Genomic DNA, 19,112 nt, shown 5'->3' with positions numbered 1-19,112 from the left:
GTATGTTGTTCAGAAGTATCTATCCATAGTTTAGCATAGAATGGGCAGCAATACAATTGAATTATTTTGCAGGAGCGTCCGTCAGACCAAGAAGATATTCGCAGGAAACATTAAATACTTCGGCCAGTGCGACAACTTCGTAGTCGGGAACGAAACGTGTGCCTTGTTCAATTCGCAGGATTGCCAGATCATTAAAATCATATCCTGCAAGTTGTAATTTGGCAGCGAGTGTTTTCTGAGTAAGATTATGAGCCTTTCGTAATTCTTTTACCCGTTGTCCTATTCTGTTTTTACTGTTCGTTTTTTTATCCCAATAAATAATCATTCTGATCCTCAAAAGTTTCTAAAGATGAAGTATTATTATTGATTTTAAGGAAAAATATTGTTACTATACTTCTAAAGATGAAGTTTTTGGAAAGTTTATTTGATTTTTGAAATAAGAAAATGATAATGCTGCCTGTAATGAGAAATAATTCTAATGAGAGGTGGAAAGAAGATGAATGAATTTTATGAAGCAGTATCGAATTTATTTGAGGAATTGCGCTGTGACTTCGGAGAAAGAGAATATACAGTACAGCCGGAAGAATGGAAAGAAGCAGAGAAGAATTTGAAACAAATACAAAAGAAGCTGCCACTACATCTGGAAAAAATCCCAGAGCGTGAGCAGAATTTCTGGAATAAATATCTGGATCAGTTAGAACATTTCCATTATGAAGAGGAGCAGCGGGCTTATTACCAGGGAATGATGGATGTAGTTGAGTTTCTTATTAATATAGGGGCAATAAAGAAATCCACGAATGTTAAGAGAATGATAGAAAAATATGCACGTTAAGAGTGGCGGTATGGGAAACCATACCGCTTCTTCAGAATAATTCAGATAGAATTCAAATGAATTTCAGGGATCTTGTTTATCGTGGTCTGTAGGAATTTTGTATGTGCGCAGGTATGCTTCTACGATGGCAAGGATAGCGGTAATTTGCTCATCGTTGCATTTTGACAGGTACATGAGCAGGCGTTGATAATCAAGATTATCTGTATGATTGTTTGGATAAAACAATGGTTCAGGAGGAACATTTAAAGCGCGTACCAGTTTTCTGATTTTATGAAAACTGGGAACTCGGCCCCCATTTTCAATTTCCTTTAAATATCGGCTGGACATTTCTGCTTTTTCAGCTAATTCTTCATAAGTCAATTTTTGCTCGTGTCGGGCGTTCTTAAAAAACAATCCCAGTTCTTTATCTGTTTGTTTTGGCATATGATACACCTCCATGTTTAGTGTATAGTTCCCTTTCTTGAAAGAAAATGAACTAATATTTCACTAAAAAAGAGGGTGATATTTCACTTTTTAAAAGACATATAAAATTCTGAATTTCCGTAAAACAGATCCGGAGGTATAGGAAAGATTAAGAATTTTATTGTCTGGTATCATATCCGTCATTACGTGACGGATGAAATAGATAAATAGTTCAAAAAAGCAAATAAATTTCTTTACCTCAAAAAGTGAATTATATGCCACAAAAAATGATGGCAAAATATTATCTTTTGATATAAATAGCGTCCGATGGGCTAAAAACTACCCATTAGGACGTTTTTTATATACCTCAAAATACAGGAAAAACAATTTTCTCGTATTTATTAAGAAATTTTTTAAAAATTTCTTCCCACACCCCGACAAATGCACTCATCCGTTTGGGATATGTGTGAAGGGGAAGCAAGAACTTTGCTTATTGCCTACCGGCGGGGAAGGAGGTGAACTCTTATGGAGCAATCCTCTTTTCAAGATGAGCAGACAGTCAGACATCAGTTTGATTCTCTGTGCAAGCTGGCATTGAAAAGTGAAGTTATTAATTATGAAAAGCATATGGCATATCGCCAGAAGTATGAAGTGATGTTGTCAGAATTATCAGAAAAGGAGTTGAGCAGACTTTTTATAATGGAAGAGCATGAAATGGAAACACATCGTTTTCAGGTCCTGGGTTACGACATAGAAGTCAAAGATGCATTGATTGCTGAAGCACTGCAGACACTTACTGAAAAGAAAAGGAATGTTGTGTTATTATCATATTTTATGGATATGAGTGATGCAGACATTGCCAGAGAAATGAATCTTGTACGCAGCACAATTAATGAGCATCGTAGACGATCACTGGAACTGATGAGAAAAAATATGGAGGAATCTGCAAATGAAAAAAAGTAAAAAACAGAAATGCGCATTTGATTTGCTGCCATTCCATGTTATTGAGGCAGCATCAACTGGTGATACTGAGGCAATCCAGGCAGTGTTGAAGCATTATGAAGGGTACATAACAGTTTTGGCTACCAGAAAAATGTTTGACGAATTTGGACAGGTGCATTACTGTGTAGATGAAACTCTGCGTCAACGCCTGGAAGCAAAACTGATTACTAAGACCTTGGGATTTGATACGAAATCATATGTAAGGAAAAGTAATCAGTAAAGGGAGTATTTAATATAGATTCCTTTTCCCCTTCAGGAATTTTTGTACCTTGAAAATTGTATATTGTTTTACATACAGGACGTGAAGATATGTAGAGCCACTAGGTAAATCCGCCATGATATATCTGCTCTGTTAATGGAGTAAATACGAGGAAATGCTGAAATATAACATTGAAGTAAAGGTATGGAGCGAGAAGAATTTGACAAAATGTGCAGCAGCTGCACAGGGCGACGAAGCATATCTGTGATAATGATACTTCCAGAAAAAATCTGGTCATATATAATGACGGTGCAAAACCGATGTGGGCAGAGTACTGAACTGCCACCTGTATTGTAATTTTATCTGCCGATGACAGTGTATAAAATTGTAAATTGTCATGGGCAGATAAAAATGTTTTGTCCAAAGAGAAAAGGAGGAGAGAAGAGTGGCGATTAAAATTGAAAAAGGTAAGATTCCAATTTGGGAAAAATATATGCTTACGGTGGATGAAGCAGTGCAATATTTTGGAATAGGTGAAAAGAAAATAAGGATGCTTATTTCGGAACATCTAAATTCAGAATGTTGCTTTACAGTCCAGGTGGGGTGTAAGTCATTGATTAACCGTAAGAAATTTGAGGCCTTTCTGGATCAGACTACGTCTTTGTAAAAAATATACGAACAATTTAGCACTTTAAAGTGGAAATGCTAGCCCTGGTATGATATAATACCTATATCGTGCTAGGGCTTCTTCGTGGAAAGGGGCGAAGACGTTTGGGTAAAACAAAACGTGACCAAAAACGACGGGATAAAAAAGGTCGAATTTTACGAAACGGAGAAAGTCAGAGAAAAGATGGAAGATATGCGTTTGTATATACAGATTGTTATGGAAAGCAGAAGTTTTTGTATAGTTGGAAATTAGAGCCAACAGATTCTCTGCCAACTGGATGCAGACCATGCTTAGCTCTAAGGGAAAAAGAAAAAAATATCCAAAGAGATTTACATGATGGTATAGTACCTTACGGAGGAAATTTAACAGTTTTAGATTTGGTTCAAAAATACATTGGACAAAAAAAGGGGGTTCGTCATAACACTCAGGCGAACTATGATTTTGTGATCAATATAATAAAAAAAGAAGAATTCGGAACCAGAAGAATAGATAAAATAAAATTGTCGGATGCAAAAGCATGGTTTATTAAGCTGCAAGCAGATGGAAGAGGATACAGTTCCATTCACAGTGTGCGTGGAATTGTAAGACCTGCATTTCAGATGGCAGTTGAAGATGATTTACTGCGCAAGAATCCTTTTGAATTTCAATTATGTACAGTTGTCGTAAATGACAGTGTTACAAGACAGGCAATTACAAAAGAACAGGAAGAGTTATTTCTGGAGTTTATCCGAAATGATGACCATTACTCAAAATACTATAATGGAATGTTTATTTTGTTTAAGACTGGACTGCGTATTTCTGAGTTTTGTGGATTGACAGTGAAAGATATTGATCTTCAGGAGAGAAAAATCAATGTGAATCATCAGCTTCAGAGAACCAGAGGAATGCAGTACGTCATTGAAGATACCAAAACTTCAAGTGGAACACGAATGTTACCGATGACAGATGAAGTTTATGAATGTTTTGAACAGATTGTGAAAAACCGTAAAAAAGTAAGGGTTGAGCCGATTATAGATGGATATAGTCGATTTCTATTCCTGGATAAAAAAGATATGCCTGAGGTAGCACTCCATTGGGAAAAACATTTTCAATGGGCGTTAGGAAAGTATAATCGTACTCATGAGAAACAAATGCCAAAGATCACGCCTCATGTATGCAGGCATACATATTGTTCCAATATGGCGAAAGCTGGAATGAATCCGAAAGCACTCCAATATTTAATGGGACATTCTGATATAGGGGTTACGTTAAATGTATATACGCATCTGGGATTAATTGATGCAAAAGAAGAGATGAATAGGATTGCAAAACTGGCATAGTATGATAAAATAATAGAAAAAAGAATTAAAAATAATCTGATTATAAGGTTCTTAGAAAGCCTGTTTTCCAGGCTGATTATTACTAAGAAGTTACTAAATTTGGATAAGAAAATATACGAATTTATGCTGTGATATACAGGAAAATGACAGGATTGAAGATTATCGGAAAATACCTGTAAACAGCGTAAATACAGCATTTCAAGGAGTTTTAAGCAATGATAAGAGTGTTATTTGTCTGCCACGGCAACATCTGCCGTTCCCCAATGGCAGAATTCGTCTTCAAAGACATGATCAACAAAAAACAACTGCAGTCTGATTTCTATATTGCGTCTGCTGCGACGAGTACGGAGGAGATCTGGAATGGAATCGGGAATCCGGTTTATCCGCCGGCGCAGAGGGAGCTTGCAAAGCATGGGATTTCCTGTGAGGGCAAGCGGGCGGTGCAGCTTAAGAAATCGGATTATGATAAATATGATTATCTGATCGGGATGGAAGGCGTGAACAGGAGAAACATGCTGCGGATCCTTGGCAGTGATCCGGAACACAAAGTAAGTCTTCTGCTGGATTATTCAGACCGGCCGAGGGATATTGCAGATCCGTGGTATACGGGAAACTTTGAGCTGACATACAGAGATATTGTAGAAGGATGCGAGAAATTTCTGGAATATCTGAGGCGCAAAGGCTCTATATAAAATAAACAGTAATATTTGTCAGTATGCAGAATGGACAAATACCTTCGAAATAAGTTTAGATTCTTTTTTATTCAACGACATTCAACATCGACGGGGAGAATTTGTCGATGAAAACTTCTTTACACACATTTCAAATCTGTATATACTGTTCATACAGCAACTCTTAAAAGGGAGCAGTCAGGCTCCCTTTCTATCTATCATTTATCAGGGGCGTTCGCCCGAACATTCAGAAAGACGAGGAAATTAAATATGGAAATGACATACGAAAGTTTTGCAGAAACACTTCGTTCAGAGTTACTTGAAGCGACAGGATACGATGAGGAGATGATCTGTTATAAGCAGGAAACGGAATATCCACCTACATCGGGGGATCGGCTTCTATTGAAGAGACAGCGGAATGAGGAAATCATGGAAGTCTGTGCGTTGTATGTGCAGGACCTGTACAGGGAATATCAAAATGGCTGGAGCATGGAAGCGATTGTGCGGGAGATCGTTGAGCGGCTGGATGCGATCGCAAGATCAGAATGTTTTCAGCACTCCAGAAATCTTGAGGATTATGATAAGATAAAAGAGGACTTGTTTATCCGTCTTTTAAATATAGAAAAAAATCAGGTAGAACTTGAAGACTGTATTTACAGAACGATTGGCGACATTGCACTGGTGCTTTACGCGAGAATGGGAGAACTGAATGGCAGCAGTGCAAGCATTAAGATTAAACGACACATGTTGGAAAAGTGGGAGCAGGAGCCAAAACAGGTTTTTGAGGAAGCTTTGCTGAATACATATTTTATTTCGCCACCAAGGATCTATTGCTGGGAAAAGCTGATTTTTGATCCGGATTATGCAGGAGAGAATTTCATGAACCTGTTATGTGATTACAAGCTGAAGAAAGATGTACTGGGGAACTGTCTCAGTACGACAATCCGGACGAATGGAGCTGTGGCAATTTTTCTGCCCGGTGTGGCAGAGCGGATCGGGCAGCTGATGGGGGGAGGATTTTATATGGTGTTTACCAGCATTCATGAGGTGATGATCCACAATGAAAAGAGTGCAGATCCGGAAGAATTAAAAAAGGTTCTGGAGGATACCGTGAATGAAACGACTCCGCCAGAAGATTTTCTGACATATCAGATTTATCATTATGATCTTGAGACAGGATCATTTAGTGTCTTGTGATACAAACGACAGTGCCAAATGCCGGGTGGATGCATATAATATTAAGAAAGGATTTCTGGAGGAAAGACTTTGGCGTATAAAATTGTGCTGGATGCAGGTCATGGTGGTACAGACCCAGGTGCTATATATAAGGAAAGAAAAGAAAAAGATGATAATCTGGAATTGACGCTGGCAGTGGGCAAGATCCTGGAAGACAATGGGATAGATGTGGTGTATACTAGAACTACAGATATTTATCAGACACCTTTTGAGAAAGCGAAGATTGCAAACGAGGCGGGTGCAGATTATTTTATTTCTTTCCATAGAAACAGCAGCCCGGAGGAGAATCAGTATCAGGGAGTAGAAGTGCTGGTATATGATAAGAGTGGAATCAAATATGATATGGCGCAGAATATTGTGGGAGCCCTGGGTGAACTTGGATTCAAAGAACTGGGGGTCAATGCGCGGCCAGGTCTTGTCGTTCTTCGTAAGACCAGGATGCCGGCACTTCTGGTGGAGACAGGATTTCTGAATTCAGATGAGGACAATAAGCTGTATGACGAGAAACAGAAGGAAATTGCGGAGGCGATCGCGACATCTATTCTTGGAACCCTGAATGATGAGACGATAGAACAGCCATTGTATTATCGGGTTCAGACAGGAGTTTTCCGGCGTCGCGAAAATGCAGACAGGATGCTGTATCAGCTGACAGATCAGGGATTTCCTGCATTTTTGCTCTATGAAGGTGATCTGTATAAGGTTCAGGTAGGAGCTTTTCAGCAGATCGGCAATGCGATCCAGATGGAACAGAGACTCCGGGACGCGGGATACAGTACGATAATCGTTACAAAATAAAACACAGACAGGAGAAAGTTATGTACGAGAAATTTTTGGAGGAAGTAGGAAACTTTGTTTTTATGGAGAATCAGCCGGAATCGGCGGATATTATTTTTGTTCCGGGAAACAGTTACCCTTATATGGCAGAAAAAGCGGCAGAGCTTTATCGACTGGGGCTGGCGCCGATGGTTCTTCCAAGTGGAAGATACAGTATTTCTGCAGGAAAGTTTTCCGGAGTGACAGGGGAGGCAGAGAAATATAATGGAGCCTACCAGACGGAATGGGAATTCCTGAAGGATGTACTGATGAAAAACGGCGTGCCGGAGAATGCCGTTTTAAGGGAAGACGAGGCAACTTTTACATGGCAGAATGCACTTTTTTCGAGAAAAGTGACAGATCAGGCCGGATTAAAAGTGAAAAAAGCAATTTTGTGCTGCAAGAATTATCATGCCAGAAGAGCATTTATGTATTATCAGAGGGCGTATCCGGAAACAGAATTTCTGGTATGCCCTTGCTCTGTGGATGAAATTACAAAAGAAAACTGGAAACTGACTCAGCATGGAATTGATGAAGTGCTGGCAGAGATAAAACGAATTATCAGCCAATTTCAGATAATGATGCGAAAATAAACCCCATAATTTGTAAATTCTAAAAATAATTTAGGGGTGTCGAAAAAAGCAGAACTGTGATATAATACGTGTGTCGTAAAAGAAAATATTATGTTACGAAATATTTACAAAAAGGTAAAAGTTTGGTATATTGGAGTTTGGCATATCTTGAAAAAAGTAATGTCAGAATATTTGAATTAAATTTACTTATAGATAGAATATAACTGAGCGGATTTTATGGACGGGCAATGAAATGAACTATAACATAAGCACATCTGGTCAGGATAAATTGTTGATCATTTATATAATGTTTAGAATAGATTGAGGTAGAATAATTATGAAAAATAATAATAAAAATATACATCTTTTTGCAATTGCAGCTCTTGCAGCAACTCTTATGGCAGGACAGGTTTCAGTTTCACCGGCTTATGCTGAGAGCACATCTGTGGTGTTAAGCAGTCTGATCCCGGATAACGTGACCGTAGAACAGCCAATGCCGCTTTCTGATATTTCACTTCCGGACAGTGAGTATGGAACACTTTCCTGGGTAGATTCATCCAGCGTGCCGTCTGAAAGGGTGCAGTCGTATGATGTCGTATTCAAACCATACGATTCTTCTGTGTTGTCAAAAATTTCCGGATGGGATGGAGAATCTGACGCAATTTACAGCACTGTGACAGTGGTTGTAAGTGGAATGGAATCAAATTCAGAGGAATCTGATGAGTGGAATGAAGATTCTTCGGAGAATTATGACGAAAATTATAACGATCCCGAAACAGAAAATGACGAAAATCAGGATAATTATGACGAAAACCAGGATTCTTCCGACGCAAATGAGGGGCAGAAGGAAGATTCAGCAGAGGATGACCAGAAAGCAGCACCAGAGGTAACAGCAGCTCCGGCTGAAGAAGAAAGCTCTGAGAAAGAAGCAGAAATCACTGAGGAGCCGTCAGAAGAAGCTGATGGTGAGTCAGAAACAACCAAAACAGATACAAAGGAAGAGCAGAAATCCGAAGAAAACAACAAAACAGAAGATACTGCCGAAGAAGATGCGAAGGTCACTCCATCTGAGACACCGGAGGTAACTGAGACACCAGAAGTAACAGAAACACCGGAAACAACCGAGACACCAGAGGCAACAGTGACTCCGGAAGCTGACAAGGACAATATCTTTGATGGTGCAGACAAGGATATCAAAGAGGATAACCGTTCTACAGACTTTGAGGAAAATCTGACTGATGCTCAGAAGGCTGCACTTGCTGAAGAAAATCACAGTGCAAATGGAATTACCGTATCAGGAATCGACCTGCCGTACTATGTTCAGTTCCGTGTTGCCAGTGGAGATGATTATGAATTTACCAATGAATCTGAGGCAAATGTCTTCCAGTCCTACGAGTTTGAACTGTGGGATCTCAAGAATGATACAGAATATGAGGTTCCGGATGGAGAGTACGTCAGTGTGACAGTTCCGGTTAAAGCCGGCTACAGCTATACGATCGAACATCTTTTGGACAGCGGAGCAATGGAAACAATTATGCCGAGTGTAGATGGAAGTACCATGATTTTCAGCACACATTCTTTCAGTCCGTTTGGAATTGCAGGAAGTAAGACACTGGTTGGTGAGGAAATTGAGGAAGATGGCTACGACACAGCAGTAGTGACAGAAACTCCGGATGCTGCCGGTTCAGCGGATCTCACACCAGTAGCAGATGATACAAATGATTCAGCAGCCGCTGATACAGCAGATACAACTACGACTACAGACAGTTCAGCAGCAGATACCACGAATACAGAAGTTACATCTGCACCGGAGGACAGTACTGCACAGACTTCTTCAGATTCTTCTGACGAAGATGAGAACAGTGAGGAAGATAACAGTAGTTCTGTTAAAGCGGTACATACAGGAGATCCGACCAACATTCTTCCATTTGTGATCCTTGCAATTGCAGCAGCAGCTATCGTTGGTGTGATCGTTTATCTGAGAAAAAGAAAAAAATAATAAATAAATCCGAGGGAATATACAGGTGATCCTCTCATATAATCTATATGGGAGGGTTGCCTGCATGAAAATAAAAGCAGTACTCAGATCTTTGTTTCTGGCGTATGCGCTGACAGGAATATGTCTTTTGCTTCTTGCATTTCTTGTATTCCAGATGGATATCGGGACAGGTCCGGTCACGGTTGGGATTATCGTGATTTATGTGATCTCCTGCATGGCTGGTGGATTTCTGGCGGGAAAGATCACCAGGAGAGAGAAATACCGCTGGGGCGCCCTGGTAGGTCTCTCTTATTTCATACTTTTGGGAACTGTTTCTTTTATCGTGAGCGGAAGCTGGGATATGAGCCCGGGACATATGATAACAACGCTTTGTATGTGCCTTGGAGGAGGTACTCTTGGAGGCATGCTATCTTAAGAAAAAAATGCTTTTAATTGAGCAGGATTTATGCTATACTATGCCCAGATAACTATACATAAGGAGGTATGATAATATGGAACATATCAAAACATTAAATACAAAGAATCTGCAGAACACAGTGAAAAAAGGTGGATGTGGTGAATGTCAGACATCTTGCCAGTCTGCTTGCAAAACTTCCTGTACTGTAGGAAATCAGAGCTGCGAGAACAAATAAAGCAAGTTCAAAGCAATCAGTTAAGCAGCGGAGTGAAATCCGCTGCTTATTCTTATGATTAAAAAGTTTTTATAATGAAAGGATTTTCAGAGAGATGAGTCTGATTCACAGATATCAGAACAATGGATACAATATTGTTCTGGACATAAACAGTGGATGCATCCATCTGGTAGACCTGGTTACATACGAAGTGCTTCCATATATGGAAGAAGGATTGAACGCAGAGGAAATTGTTTCCAAATTAAAGGATCGTTTCCCGGAAGAAGATATCCGTACTTCTGTTTCCGAGTGCGAGAAACTTAAGGAGCAGGGAATGCTCTTTACCAGAGATGCATATGAGAATGTAATAGAAGAATTTACCAAGAATCGACAGACCGTAGTTAAGGCTCTGTGCCTGCACATTGCCCATGACTGTAATCTGGCCTGTCGATATTGTTTTGCCGAAGAAGGAGAATATCACGGAAGACGTGCGCTGATGTCCTTCGAGGTTGGAAAGAAAGCACTGGATTTCCTGATCGCAAATTCCGGTTCAAGAAGAAACCTGGAAGTTGATTTCTTTGGCGGTGAGCCGCTGATGAACTGGCAGGTGGTCAAGGACCTGGTTGCCTACGGAAGAGAACAGGAGAAACTTCATAATAAGAAGTTCCGTTTCACACTTACCACGAATGGTGTCCTTCTCAACGACGAAGTGATGGAGTTCTGTAACCGTGAGATGGGAAATGTTGTTCTCAGCGTAGATGGCCGTAAGGAAGTCCATGACTTCATGCGTCCGTTCCGCAAGGGAGCCGGAAGCTATGACCTGGTCATTCCGAAATTCCAGAAATTCGCAGAATCCAGAAATCAGGACAAGTATTATGTAAGAGGTACTTTTACTCATCATAATCTTGATTTCTCCAATGACGTTCTGCATCTGGCAGATCTCGGATTCAAGCAGATTTCTGTAGAGCCTGTAGTTGCGGCTGACACAGAGGATTATGCGATCAGAGAAGAAGATATCCCGCAGATCAAGGAAGAATATGATAAACTGGCAAAGGAAATGATCGCCAGGGAAAAGGCCGGCAAGGGCTTCAATTTCTTCCACTTTATGATCGACCTTACCGGTGGTCCTTGTGTGTACAAGCGTCTGTCCGGATGTGGTTCAGGAACCGAATATCTGGCGGTAACTCCGTGGGGTGATTTTTATCCATGTCATCAGTTTGTTGGTGAGGAACAGTTCCTTATGGGAAATGTGGACGAGGGAATCACAAGACCGGAGATCCGCTGCGATTTCAGCAAATGTAATGTATATACAAAGGAATCCTGCAAGGACTGCTTTGCAAGATTTTACTGCAGTGGCGGATGTGCTGCCAATGCTTATCATTTCCAGAAAGATATTAATGGCAATTATGATATCGGATGCGAACTTCAGCGTAAGAGAGTGGAGTGCGCGATCATGATAAAGGCCGCATTAGCGGAATAAAATAATTCAGGAAAGGAAAGAACGATGAAGAAAAACAGAGCAATCGTTGCGCTGCTCCTGACCGCCATTATCACAGTCTTTCTGTGTTACACGGCTGGGATTGGCCTCGGACCAACAGGAACCGGTGCAGCAAAGAACATCAAGACCGGTCTGGACCTGTCAGGTGGTGTCAGCATTACCTATCAGGCAAAAGACAGCAACCCAAGTGCTGAAGACATGTCAGATACTGTATACAAGCTCCAGAAGCGTGTAGAACAGTACAGTACAGAAGCACAGGTGTACAAAGAAGGAAGCGACCGTATCGCAGTAGAAATCCCAGGAGTAACAGATGCAGACCAGATCCTCAATGATCTTGGTAAACCTGGTTCTCTGTGTTTTATCACACAGACAGACGATGACGGTAATGCAAACTTCTCAAGCACAGGAAGCGGTTATGCGCTTGCAAGAAGTCTGGATGAGATCCGCGAAGCAGGATCAGTAGTACTAGAAGGTACAGATGTAAAGGATGCCCAGGGAGGCGCTTTCCAGTCTGACAAAAACAGTTCCAGAGAATATGCTGTCAGCCTGACTCTTACAGATGAAGGTAAGACGAAATTTGCAGAAGCAACAGAAGCAAATGTCGGAAAACAGATTGCAATCGTTTATGATAACCAGATCTTAAGTGCTCCGAAGGTAAATGAAGCAATCACAGGAGGACAGGCACAGATCACCGGTATGTCAGGTGTAGAAGAAGCACAGAATCTTGCTTCCTATATCCGCATCGGTTCTCTGAGTATCGAACTTAAAGAACTCCGTTCCAGCGTAGTAGCAGCACAGCTTGGTGAGGAAGCAATTTCCACCAGCGTTATGGCAGGTTTGATCGGACTTGTGATCGTCATCATCTTTATGATCCTGATGTATCGTGTTCCTGGTGTGGTTGCAGGTGTAGCACTGGTTCTGTATACAGCGATCGTGCTGATCACACTGAATGCATTTGATATCACACTTACTCTTCCAGGTATCGCGGGTATCATCCTTGGTATCGGTATGGCGGTGGATGCCAACGTTATCATTTACGCACGTATCCAGGAGGAGATCGCAGCAGGAAGCTCCGTGAGAACTTCCATCAAAGCAGGTTTTGCCAAAGCGTTCAGCGCAATCCTTGATGGTAATGTTACAACTCTGATCGCGTCACTGGTCCTGATGTGGTTAGGTTCCGGTACGGTTAAGGGATTTGCATACACACTGGCTATTGGTATCATAGTTTCTATGTTTACCGCACTGGTTGTGTCAAGACTGATCGTAAATGCACTGTATGCAGTAGGTGTCCGTGATCCGAAATTCTACGGAAGTGCAAAACAGCGTAAATTTGTTGATTTTGTTGGAAAGCGTAAAGTATTTTTCATTATTTCCATTATCCTGATCCTGAGCGGTCCGGTTGCAATGGTGGTTCATCATCAGACTGGCGGAACAGCATTAAACTATGCACTTGACTTCTCCGGTGGTACAGCTACAACAGTAACATTCAACGAAGATATGGATATCAAGCAGATCGATTCTGAAGTTACACCAGTTGTAGAAGAGGTTACAGGAGACAAGAATGTACAGCCGACCAAGGTATCAGGAACAAATCAGGTAGTGATCAAGACACGTACTCTGTCACAGGAAGAACGTGAGAAACTGGATCAGGCCCTGGTTGAGAACTTCGATGTAGATGACAGCCTGATCACAACAGAAAGTATTTCTGCTACTGTAAGTTCTGAGATGAGAAGAGATGCGATCGTTGCAGTTCTTGTTGCAACACTCTGCATGCTGGTATACATCTGGTTTCGTTTCAAGGATATCCGTTTTGCGAGCAGTGCGGTACTTGCACTTCTCCATGACGTTCTGGTTGTTCTTGCATTCTATGCGATCTCCAGAATTTCTGTAGGTAATACCTTTATTGCCTGCATGCTGACAATTGTTGGTTATTCTATTAACGCAACGATCGTCATTTTTGACCGAATCCGTGAGAACATGCATGGAAGAAAGAATCCGGATAATCTGGAGCAGATCGTAAACGATAGTATCACACAGACACTGACAAGAAGTATTTATACTTCCTTTACAACCTTCGTAATGGTTGCAGTACTGTACATCCTTGGAGTATCCTCCATCCGTGAGTTTGCAGCTCCTCTGATGGCAGGTGTGATCTGCGGTGCATATTCTTCTGTATGCATTACAGGTGCACTGTGGCTGGTAATGAAGCGCCGCCAGGGCAAAGCTGTGGCACAGGCAGCGCTGGCTGGCAAGACAGCAGGTTCCAGCAAATCTTCTGCAAAACAGCCGACCAATACAGCACAGAACAATCAGCCTTCCAAGAAGGATAAGAATCAGCCGAAGAAGAAAAACCGCAAGAGAGTTGCAGAACGTCTCGCAGCTCAGGAAGCAGCGGCAAAAGAAGCGGCAGATAACGAAAACAAAACAGAATAATCAATAAATAAACCATATTCCCGGGCAGGATATCTGTTCCGGGAATATGTATTTTATGGAAGAAGACACAGGGAGAAAGAACTATGGAAAAATGGGTAGTCTGCGCGAAACGTGCAGATTTTCAGAAGATCAGCCAGGAATTCGGGATCGATCCGGTGATCGCAAGACTGATCAGGAACAGGGATGTAGAAGGAACAGAAAATATCCGTTCCTATCTTTATGGGACATTAAAGGAACTTCCATCACCGTGGCTTTTGAAAGACATGGACAAAGCAGTGGAGATCCTTCAGGAAAAAATAAAAGAACACAGAAAAATCAGGATTATCGGGGATTATGATATAGACGGCGTTACCTCGACCTGTATTCTGCTCAAAGGATTCCAGAGACTGGGGGCGGATGCGGACACCTATATTCCGGACAGGATCAAAGATGGATATGGAATCCATGAACAGCTTATCCAGAAAGCAGTGGAGGATGGGATTGATACGATCGTCACCTGTGATAATGGAATTGCAGCTTCGGCAGAGATCGCGGATGCAAAGGAACGTGGCCTGACGGTAGTTATCACTGACCACCATGACATTCCATTCCAAGAGACAGAAAATGGAAAAGAATGGATCATACCGCCGGCAGATGCGGTGATCAATCCGAAACAGGCAGACTGTGCGTATCCGAACAAAAACCTCTGCGGGGCAGTCGTTGCATGGAAACTGATCTGGGCATTATATGAAAAAAATGGAATCTCACAAAGTGAAGTTCTGGATTTTACAGAACTGGCAGCTGTTGCGACCGTTGGCGATGTCATGGATCTGCAGGGAGAAAACAGGATCATCGTAAAAGAAGGTCTGAGACAGCTTTCGGCGACACATACACCGGGACTTCGGGCACTGATCCGTGCGAATAATCTGGATGGTGCGGAGATCACGGCATATCATGTAGGTTTTGTGCTTGGACCATGCATCAATGCCAGCGGACGTCTTGACACGGCTGCGAGGTCACTGGAACTTCTCTGCGAAACAAACGAAGAAAAGGCAGCAGAGCTGGCGGGAGATCTTCTTGCCCTGAACCAGAGCAGAAAGGCAATGACAGAAAAAGGAAAAGAAGAAGCCATCCGCCTGATCGAAGAGACGGGCTTAAATGAGGATCGTGTGCTGGTGGTCTATCTTCCGGACTGTCACGAAAGTCTTGCAGGTATCATTGCGGGCAGGATCCGTGAAAAGTATCATAAACCGGTCTTTGTTCTCACAAAGGGTGAAAACTCTGTCAAGGGAAGCGGCCGTTCCATAGAAGCGTATTCAATGTACGAAGAAATGGTCAAATGCGGAGATCTTCTGATCCAGTTTGGCGGACATCCGATGGCAGCAGGACTTTCTATCGAAGAAAAAAATGTTGAACTGTTCCGAAAACAGCTGAATGCAAACTGTACTCTGACAGAAGAAGAACTCCGTCCAAAGATCGTGATCGATGTACCAATGCCGGTTTCTTATCTTTCCAGGGAACTTACAGAGCAGTTAAAAATTCTGGAGCCGTTTGGCAAAGGAAACACCAAGCCGATTTTTGCACAAAAGGGGTTACGGGTTTTAAACTTAAGGATTTTTGGGAAGAATCAGAATGTGGCAAAGATGAAACTGGAGGATCAGACCGGCATGCAGATGGATGCGGTGTACTTCGGAGAAGCGGAGAAATTTGCGGATTTTGTACGGCAGCAGGAGGAGATTTCCGTGACATATTACCCGGAGATCAATGTATATCAGGGACGTGAAACCCTGCAGGTTGTCATTCGCAACTACTGTTAAAAGTCGAAAATCCCTGTATTTTCACGACTCTTGTCGGGTTAGACATTGATTCCATCAAAAAAAAGTGATATACTGATTACCTAGATTTATACGAAAAGTCGGAGGTACGCATATATGAAAAGAGTAGAGGATTATGTAAGAAGCATTCCGGATTTTCCGGAACCGGGCATTATTTTTCGTGATATAACAAGTGTTCTTCAGGATGCGGATGGTTTACAGCTTGCAATTGATTCCATGCAGGCCTGTCTTAAGGATACAGAGGTAGATGTGATCGCAGGAACAGAATCCAGAGGATTTATCTTTGGCGTGCCGATTGCATACAATCTTCACAAACCATTTGTACCGATCCGTAAGAAGGGCAAACTTCCGTGCGAAACTGTCTCACAGAGCTATGATCTGGAATATGGCAGTGCCACGATCGAGATGCATAAGGATTCCATCAAACCAGGACAGAAGGTTGCAATCGTAGATGACCTGATCGCAACGGGCGGTACTATCGAAGCTGCGATCAAACTGGTAGAGGAACTTGGCGGTGAAGTAGTCAAGGTTGTTTTCCTTATGGAACTTGCCGGACTGAAAGGCAGAGAAAAACTTGCAGGCTATGATGTAGCTTCTGTCATCAAATACGATGGCAAATAATGTAGAAGTAACCCGATAAGAAGCACAGATACAAAATCTAAACGATGGCAGGCAGGTGGGAGAGAATGGCAGAGAAGAAACAAAATGCACAGCCTGAGAAGAATCCGGATCAGGTAGAAAAAGAAAAACTGGAATCTGTAAAACGGGCAGATGCGGCAGTAAAATCCATGAATGATTTTACAAGCCCGGAAGTCTTATACGATGAGCTGATCTCCAGCGTAAAGAAATATCATCCTTCTACGGATATTTCTATGATAGAGAAGGCATACGAAGTTGCAAGAGAGGCACATAAGGATCAGAAGCGAAAGTCAGGAGAGTCGTATATCATTCATCCGCTGTGCGTTGCGATCATCCTTGCCGATCTCGAACTGGACAAGGAAACAATTGTTGCAGGTCTTCTTCATGATTCTGTAGAAGATACCTGGATGACCTGCGAGGAACTGGAGAAGGAATTTGGCGCAGAGGTTGCGCTTCTTGTAGATGGTGTAACAAAACTGGGACAGTTGAGCTATTCCTCAGACAAGGTAGAACAGCAGGCAGAGAACCTTCGTAAGATGTTTCTTGCCATGGCAAAGGATATCCGTGTAATCCTGATCAAACTTGCTGACCGACTTCATAATATGCGTACCCTGCAGTATATGAGACCGGAGAAACAGCAGGAAAAGGCAAGAGAGACCATGGACATCTATGCACCGATCGCCATGCGTCTTGGTATTTCCAAGATCAAGGTGGAGCTGGATGACCTGTCACTGAAATATCTCAAACCGGATGTATATTATGATCTTGTGGACAAGGTCGCTCTTCGTAAGAGTGAACGCCAGAAATTTGTCAATAATATCGTAAGCCAGGTCAAGCAGCATATGGACGATGCCGGAATCAAGGCACAGGTGGATGGAAGAATCAAGCATTTCTTCAGTATTTACAAGAAGATGGTCAATCAGGACAAGACGATCGATCAGATTTATGATCTGTTTGCAGTCCGTATTCTGGTAGATACAGTCAAGGACTGTTATGCAGCCCTTGGCGTCATCCATGAGATGTACAAACCGATCCCGGGCAGATTCAAGGATTACATTGCCATGCCGAAGCCAAATATGTACCAGTCCCTGCATACCACACTGATCGGACCAAATGGACAGCCATTTGAGATCCAGATCCGTACTTTCGAAATGCACAAGACAGCAGAATATGGTATCGCTGCACACTGGAAATATAAGGAATCTTCCGATGGCAAACTGCCGGTAGATAAGCGCGAGGAGGAGAAGCTGAACTGGCTCCGTCAGATCCTTGAATGGCAGAAGGACATGTCCGATAACAGGGAGTTCATGAGCCTTCTCAAGAATGACCTGGACCTTTTTGCGGACAGTGTTTACTGCTTTACTCCGCAGGGAGATGTCAAGACTCTGCCGAATGGTTCCACACCGATCGATTTTGCGTACAGTGTACACAGTGCGGTAGGAAACCGTATGGTAGGTGCGAGAGTAAACGGCAAGCTTGTCCCGATCGAGTATCAGATCAAGAATGGTGACCGTATTGAGATCATCACTTCGATGAATTCCCAGGGACCGAGCCGTGACTGGCTCAAGATCGTCAAGAGTACACAGGCAAAGAACAAGATCAATCAGTGGTTCAAGAAAGAACTTAAAGAAGACAATATCCTCAAGGGCAAGGAAATGCTGACACAGTATGCGAAGTCCAAGGGATATAAGATCAGTAATTATACCAAATCACAGTTTCTGGAATCTGTTATGCGCAAGTATGGTTTCCGTGACTGGGATTCTGTGCTGGCAGCAATCGGACATGGCGGACTTAAGGAAGGCCAGGTCTTCAATAAACTACTGGAAGCTTATGAGAAGGAAAATCAGAAGCATCTTACTGATGAGCAGGTCCTTGAGGCGGCCGGTGAACAGCAGGAGAAGCTTCATATAACCAAGAACAAGGGCGGAATCGTAGTAAAGGGTATCCATGATGTTGCAGTCCGTTTTTCCAAGTGCTGCAGTCCGATTCCGGGAGATGAGATCGTAGGTTTTGTCACAAGAGGCCGTGGAATCACGATCCACAGGACGGACTGTGTAAACGTTCTGAACATGTCAGAGACAGACCGTTCCCGTCTGATCGAGGCAGAATGGCAGCCAACAGAGAACAAAAGCTCTGAGAAATATATGGCAGATATTCAGGTATTTGCCAATAACCGTACAGGTCTTCTGGTAGACCTTTCTAAAGTGTTCACAGAACGTAAGATTGATATGCGAACGATCAACAGCCGTACCAACAAGCAGGAGAAAGCCACAATTTCCATCAGCTTTGAGATCGGAAGCAAGGAAGAACTGGCGTCTCTCATTGAGAAACTCCGTCAGATCGAGAGCGTACTTGATGTAGAACGTGGAACTCCAGGCTGATGAACGATATATAGGAGAAAGAGT

General features: G+C 42.3%; 19 protein-coding genes. 17 read left to right on the top strand and 2 right to left on the bottom strand.

From position 1 onward, the window contains the following. Positions 1-61 precede the first annotated feature (61 nt). Positions 62-325 (bottom strand): helix-turn-helix domain-containing protein, encoded by a 264-nt coding sequence (locus tag QZL69_RS06320; RefSeq protein ID WP_015541275.1) that lies wholly within the window; start codon positions 323-325, stop codon positions 62-64. A 171-nt stretch (positions 326-496) separates the two neighbouring features. On the opposite strand from QZL69_RS06320, the gene QZL69_RS06315 reads away from it, so the two are divergent. Then, a complete protein-coding gene (locus QZL69_RS06315; protein WP_022214380.1) occupies positions 497-832 on the top strand; it encodes a hypothetical protein in 336 nt (111 codons plus the stop codon). Between the two features lie 63 nt (positions 833-895). Here the strand turns inward: QZL69_RS06315 and QZL69_RS06310 are convergent, their stop codons facing one another. Then, a complete protein-coding gene (locus QZL69_RS06310; protein ID WP_015524620.1) occupies positions 896-1,255 on the bottom strand; it encodes a helix-turn-helix domain-containing protein in 360 nt (119 codons plus the stop codon). A 504-nt stretch (positions 1,256-1,759) separates the two neighbouring features. Here QZL69_RS06310 and QZL69_RS06305 point away from each other — a divergent pair. From QZL69_RS06305 to QZL69_RS06230, 16 genes are all read left to right on the top strand, one after another. Further along, on the top strand, positions 1,760-2,197 hold the full coding sequence (locus tag QZL69_RS06305) for an RNA polymerase sigma factor (RefSeq protein ID WP_015541277.1): 438 nt from the start codon (positions 1,760-1,762) through the stop codon (positions 2,195-2,197). Further along, positions 2,184-2,456 (top strand): helix-turn-helix domain-containing protein, encoded by a 273-nt coding sequence (locus tag QZL69_RS06300; RefSeq protein ID WP_015541278.1) that lies wholly within the window; start codon positions 2,184-2,186, stop codon positions 2,454-2,456. The genes QZL69_RS06305 and QZL69_RS06300 overlap by 14 nt, the downstream gene beginning before the upstream one ends. A gap of 424 nt (positions 2,457-2,880) precedes the next feature. Then, complete coding sequence (locus QZL69_RS06295) at positions 2,881-3,102, top strand: excisionase (RefSeq protein ID WP_021650362.1); 222 nt, start codon at positions 2,881-2,883, stop codon at positions 3,100-3,102. A gap of 104 nt (positions 3,103-3,206) precedes the next feature. Continuing rightward, on the top strand, positions 3,207-4,421 hold the full coding sequence (locus tag QZL69_RS06290) for a site-specific integrase (protein ID WP_022214379.1): 1,215 nt from the start codon (positions 3,207-3,209) through the stop codon (positions 4,419-4,421). 215 nt (positions 4,422-4,636) lie between these two features. After that, positions 4,637-5,113: a low molecular weight protein-tyrosine-phosphatase gene (locus tag QZL69_RS06285; protein WP_022214378.1), complete on the top strand. Its 477-nt coding sequence runs from the start codon at positions 4,637-4,639 to the stop codon at positions 5,111-5,113. Between the two features lie 249 nt (positions 5,114-5,362). After that, positions 5,363-6,289 (top strand): DUF5688 family protein, encoded by a 927-nt coding sequence (locus tag QZL69_RS06280; RefSeq protein ID WP_022214377.1) that lies wholly within the window; start codon positions 5,363-5,365, stop codon positions 6,287-6,289. A 69-nt stretch (positions 6,290-6,358) separates the two neighbouring features. Beyond that, complete coding sequence (locus tag QZL69_RS06275; RefSeq protein ID WP_022214376.1) at positions 6,359-7,123, top strand: N-acetylmuramoyl-L-alanine amidase; 765 nt, start codon at positions 6,359-6,361, stop codon at positions 7,121-7,123. A gap of 20 nt (positions 7,124-7,143) precedes the next feature. After that, positions 7,144-7,734 carry a YdcF family protein gene (locus tag QZL69_RS06270; RefSeq protein WP_022214375.1) on the top strand — a complete coding sequence of 197 codons (591 nt, stop codon included), beginning with the start codon at positions 7,144-7,146 and terminating at the stop codon, positions 7,732-7,734. A gap of 316 nt (positions 7,735-8,050) precedes the next feature. Beyond that, positions 8,051-9,712, top strand: a complete 1,662-nt coding sequence (locus tag QZL69_RS06265) for a hypothetical protein (RefSeq protein ID WP_022214374.1) — start codon at positions 8,051-8,053, stop codon at positions 9,710-9,712. A gap of 64 nt (positions 9,713-9,776) precedes the next feature. Further along, positions 9,777-10,127, top strand: a complete 351-nt coding sequence (locus QZL69_RS06260; protein WP_022214373.1) for a TIGR04086 family membrane protein — start codon at positions 9,777-9,779, stop codon at positions 10,125-10,127. A 76-nt stretch (positions 10,128-10,203) separates the two neighbouring features. Next, a complete protein-coding gene (gene scfA / locus QZL69_RS06255; protein WP_015541285.1) occupies positions 10,204-10,344 on the top strand; it encodes a six-cysteine ranthipeptide SCIFF in 141 nt (46 codons plus the stop codon). 94 nt (positions 10,345-10,438) lie between these two features. Then, a complete protein-coding gene (gene scfB, locus QZL69_RS06250; RefSeq protein ID WP_022214372.1) occupies positions 10,439-11,803 on the top strand; it encodes a thioether cross-link-forming SCIFF peptide maturase in 1,365 nt (454 codons plus the stop codon). Between the two features lie 24 nt (positions 11,804-11,827). Further along, positions 11,828-14,254 (top strand): protein translocase subunit SecDF, encoded by a 2,427-nt coding sequence (locus QZL69_RS06245; protein ID WP_022214371.1) that lies wholly within the window; start codon positions 11,828-11,830, stop codon positions 14,252-14,254. Between the two features lie 83 nt (positions 14,255-14,337). Beyond that, entirely contained in the window at positions 14,338-16,050 is a 1,713-nt protein-coding gene (recJ, locus tag QZL69_RS06240; protein WP_022214370.1) for a single-stranded-DNA-specific exonuclease RecJ, read from the top strand. 114 nt (positions 16,051-16,164) lie between these two features. Then, positions 16,165-16,689 (top strand): adenine phosphoribosyltransferase, encoded by a 525-nt coding sequence (locus QZL69_RS06235; protein WP_022214369.1) that lies wholly within the window; start codon positions 16,165-16,167, stop codon positions 16,687-16,689. A gap of 65 nt (positions 16,690-16,754) precedes the next feature. Then, entirely contained in the window at positions 16,755-19,088 is a 2,334-nt protein-coding gene (locus tag QZL69_RS06230) for a RelA/SpoT family protein (RefSeq protein WP_022214368.1), read from the top strand. Positions 19,089-19,112 lie beyond the last annotated feature (24 nt).

This window comes from Blautia sp. CAG:237 (assembly GCF_000436615.1).
Classification (GTDB): Bacteria; Bacillota; Clostridia; order Lachnospirales; family Lachnospiraceae; genus Blautia_A; species Blautia_A intestinihominis.
The sequence above is the reverse complement of the archived record's forward strand: the minus strand, read 5'-3'. Positions and strand labels throughout refer to the sequence as shown.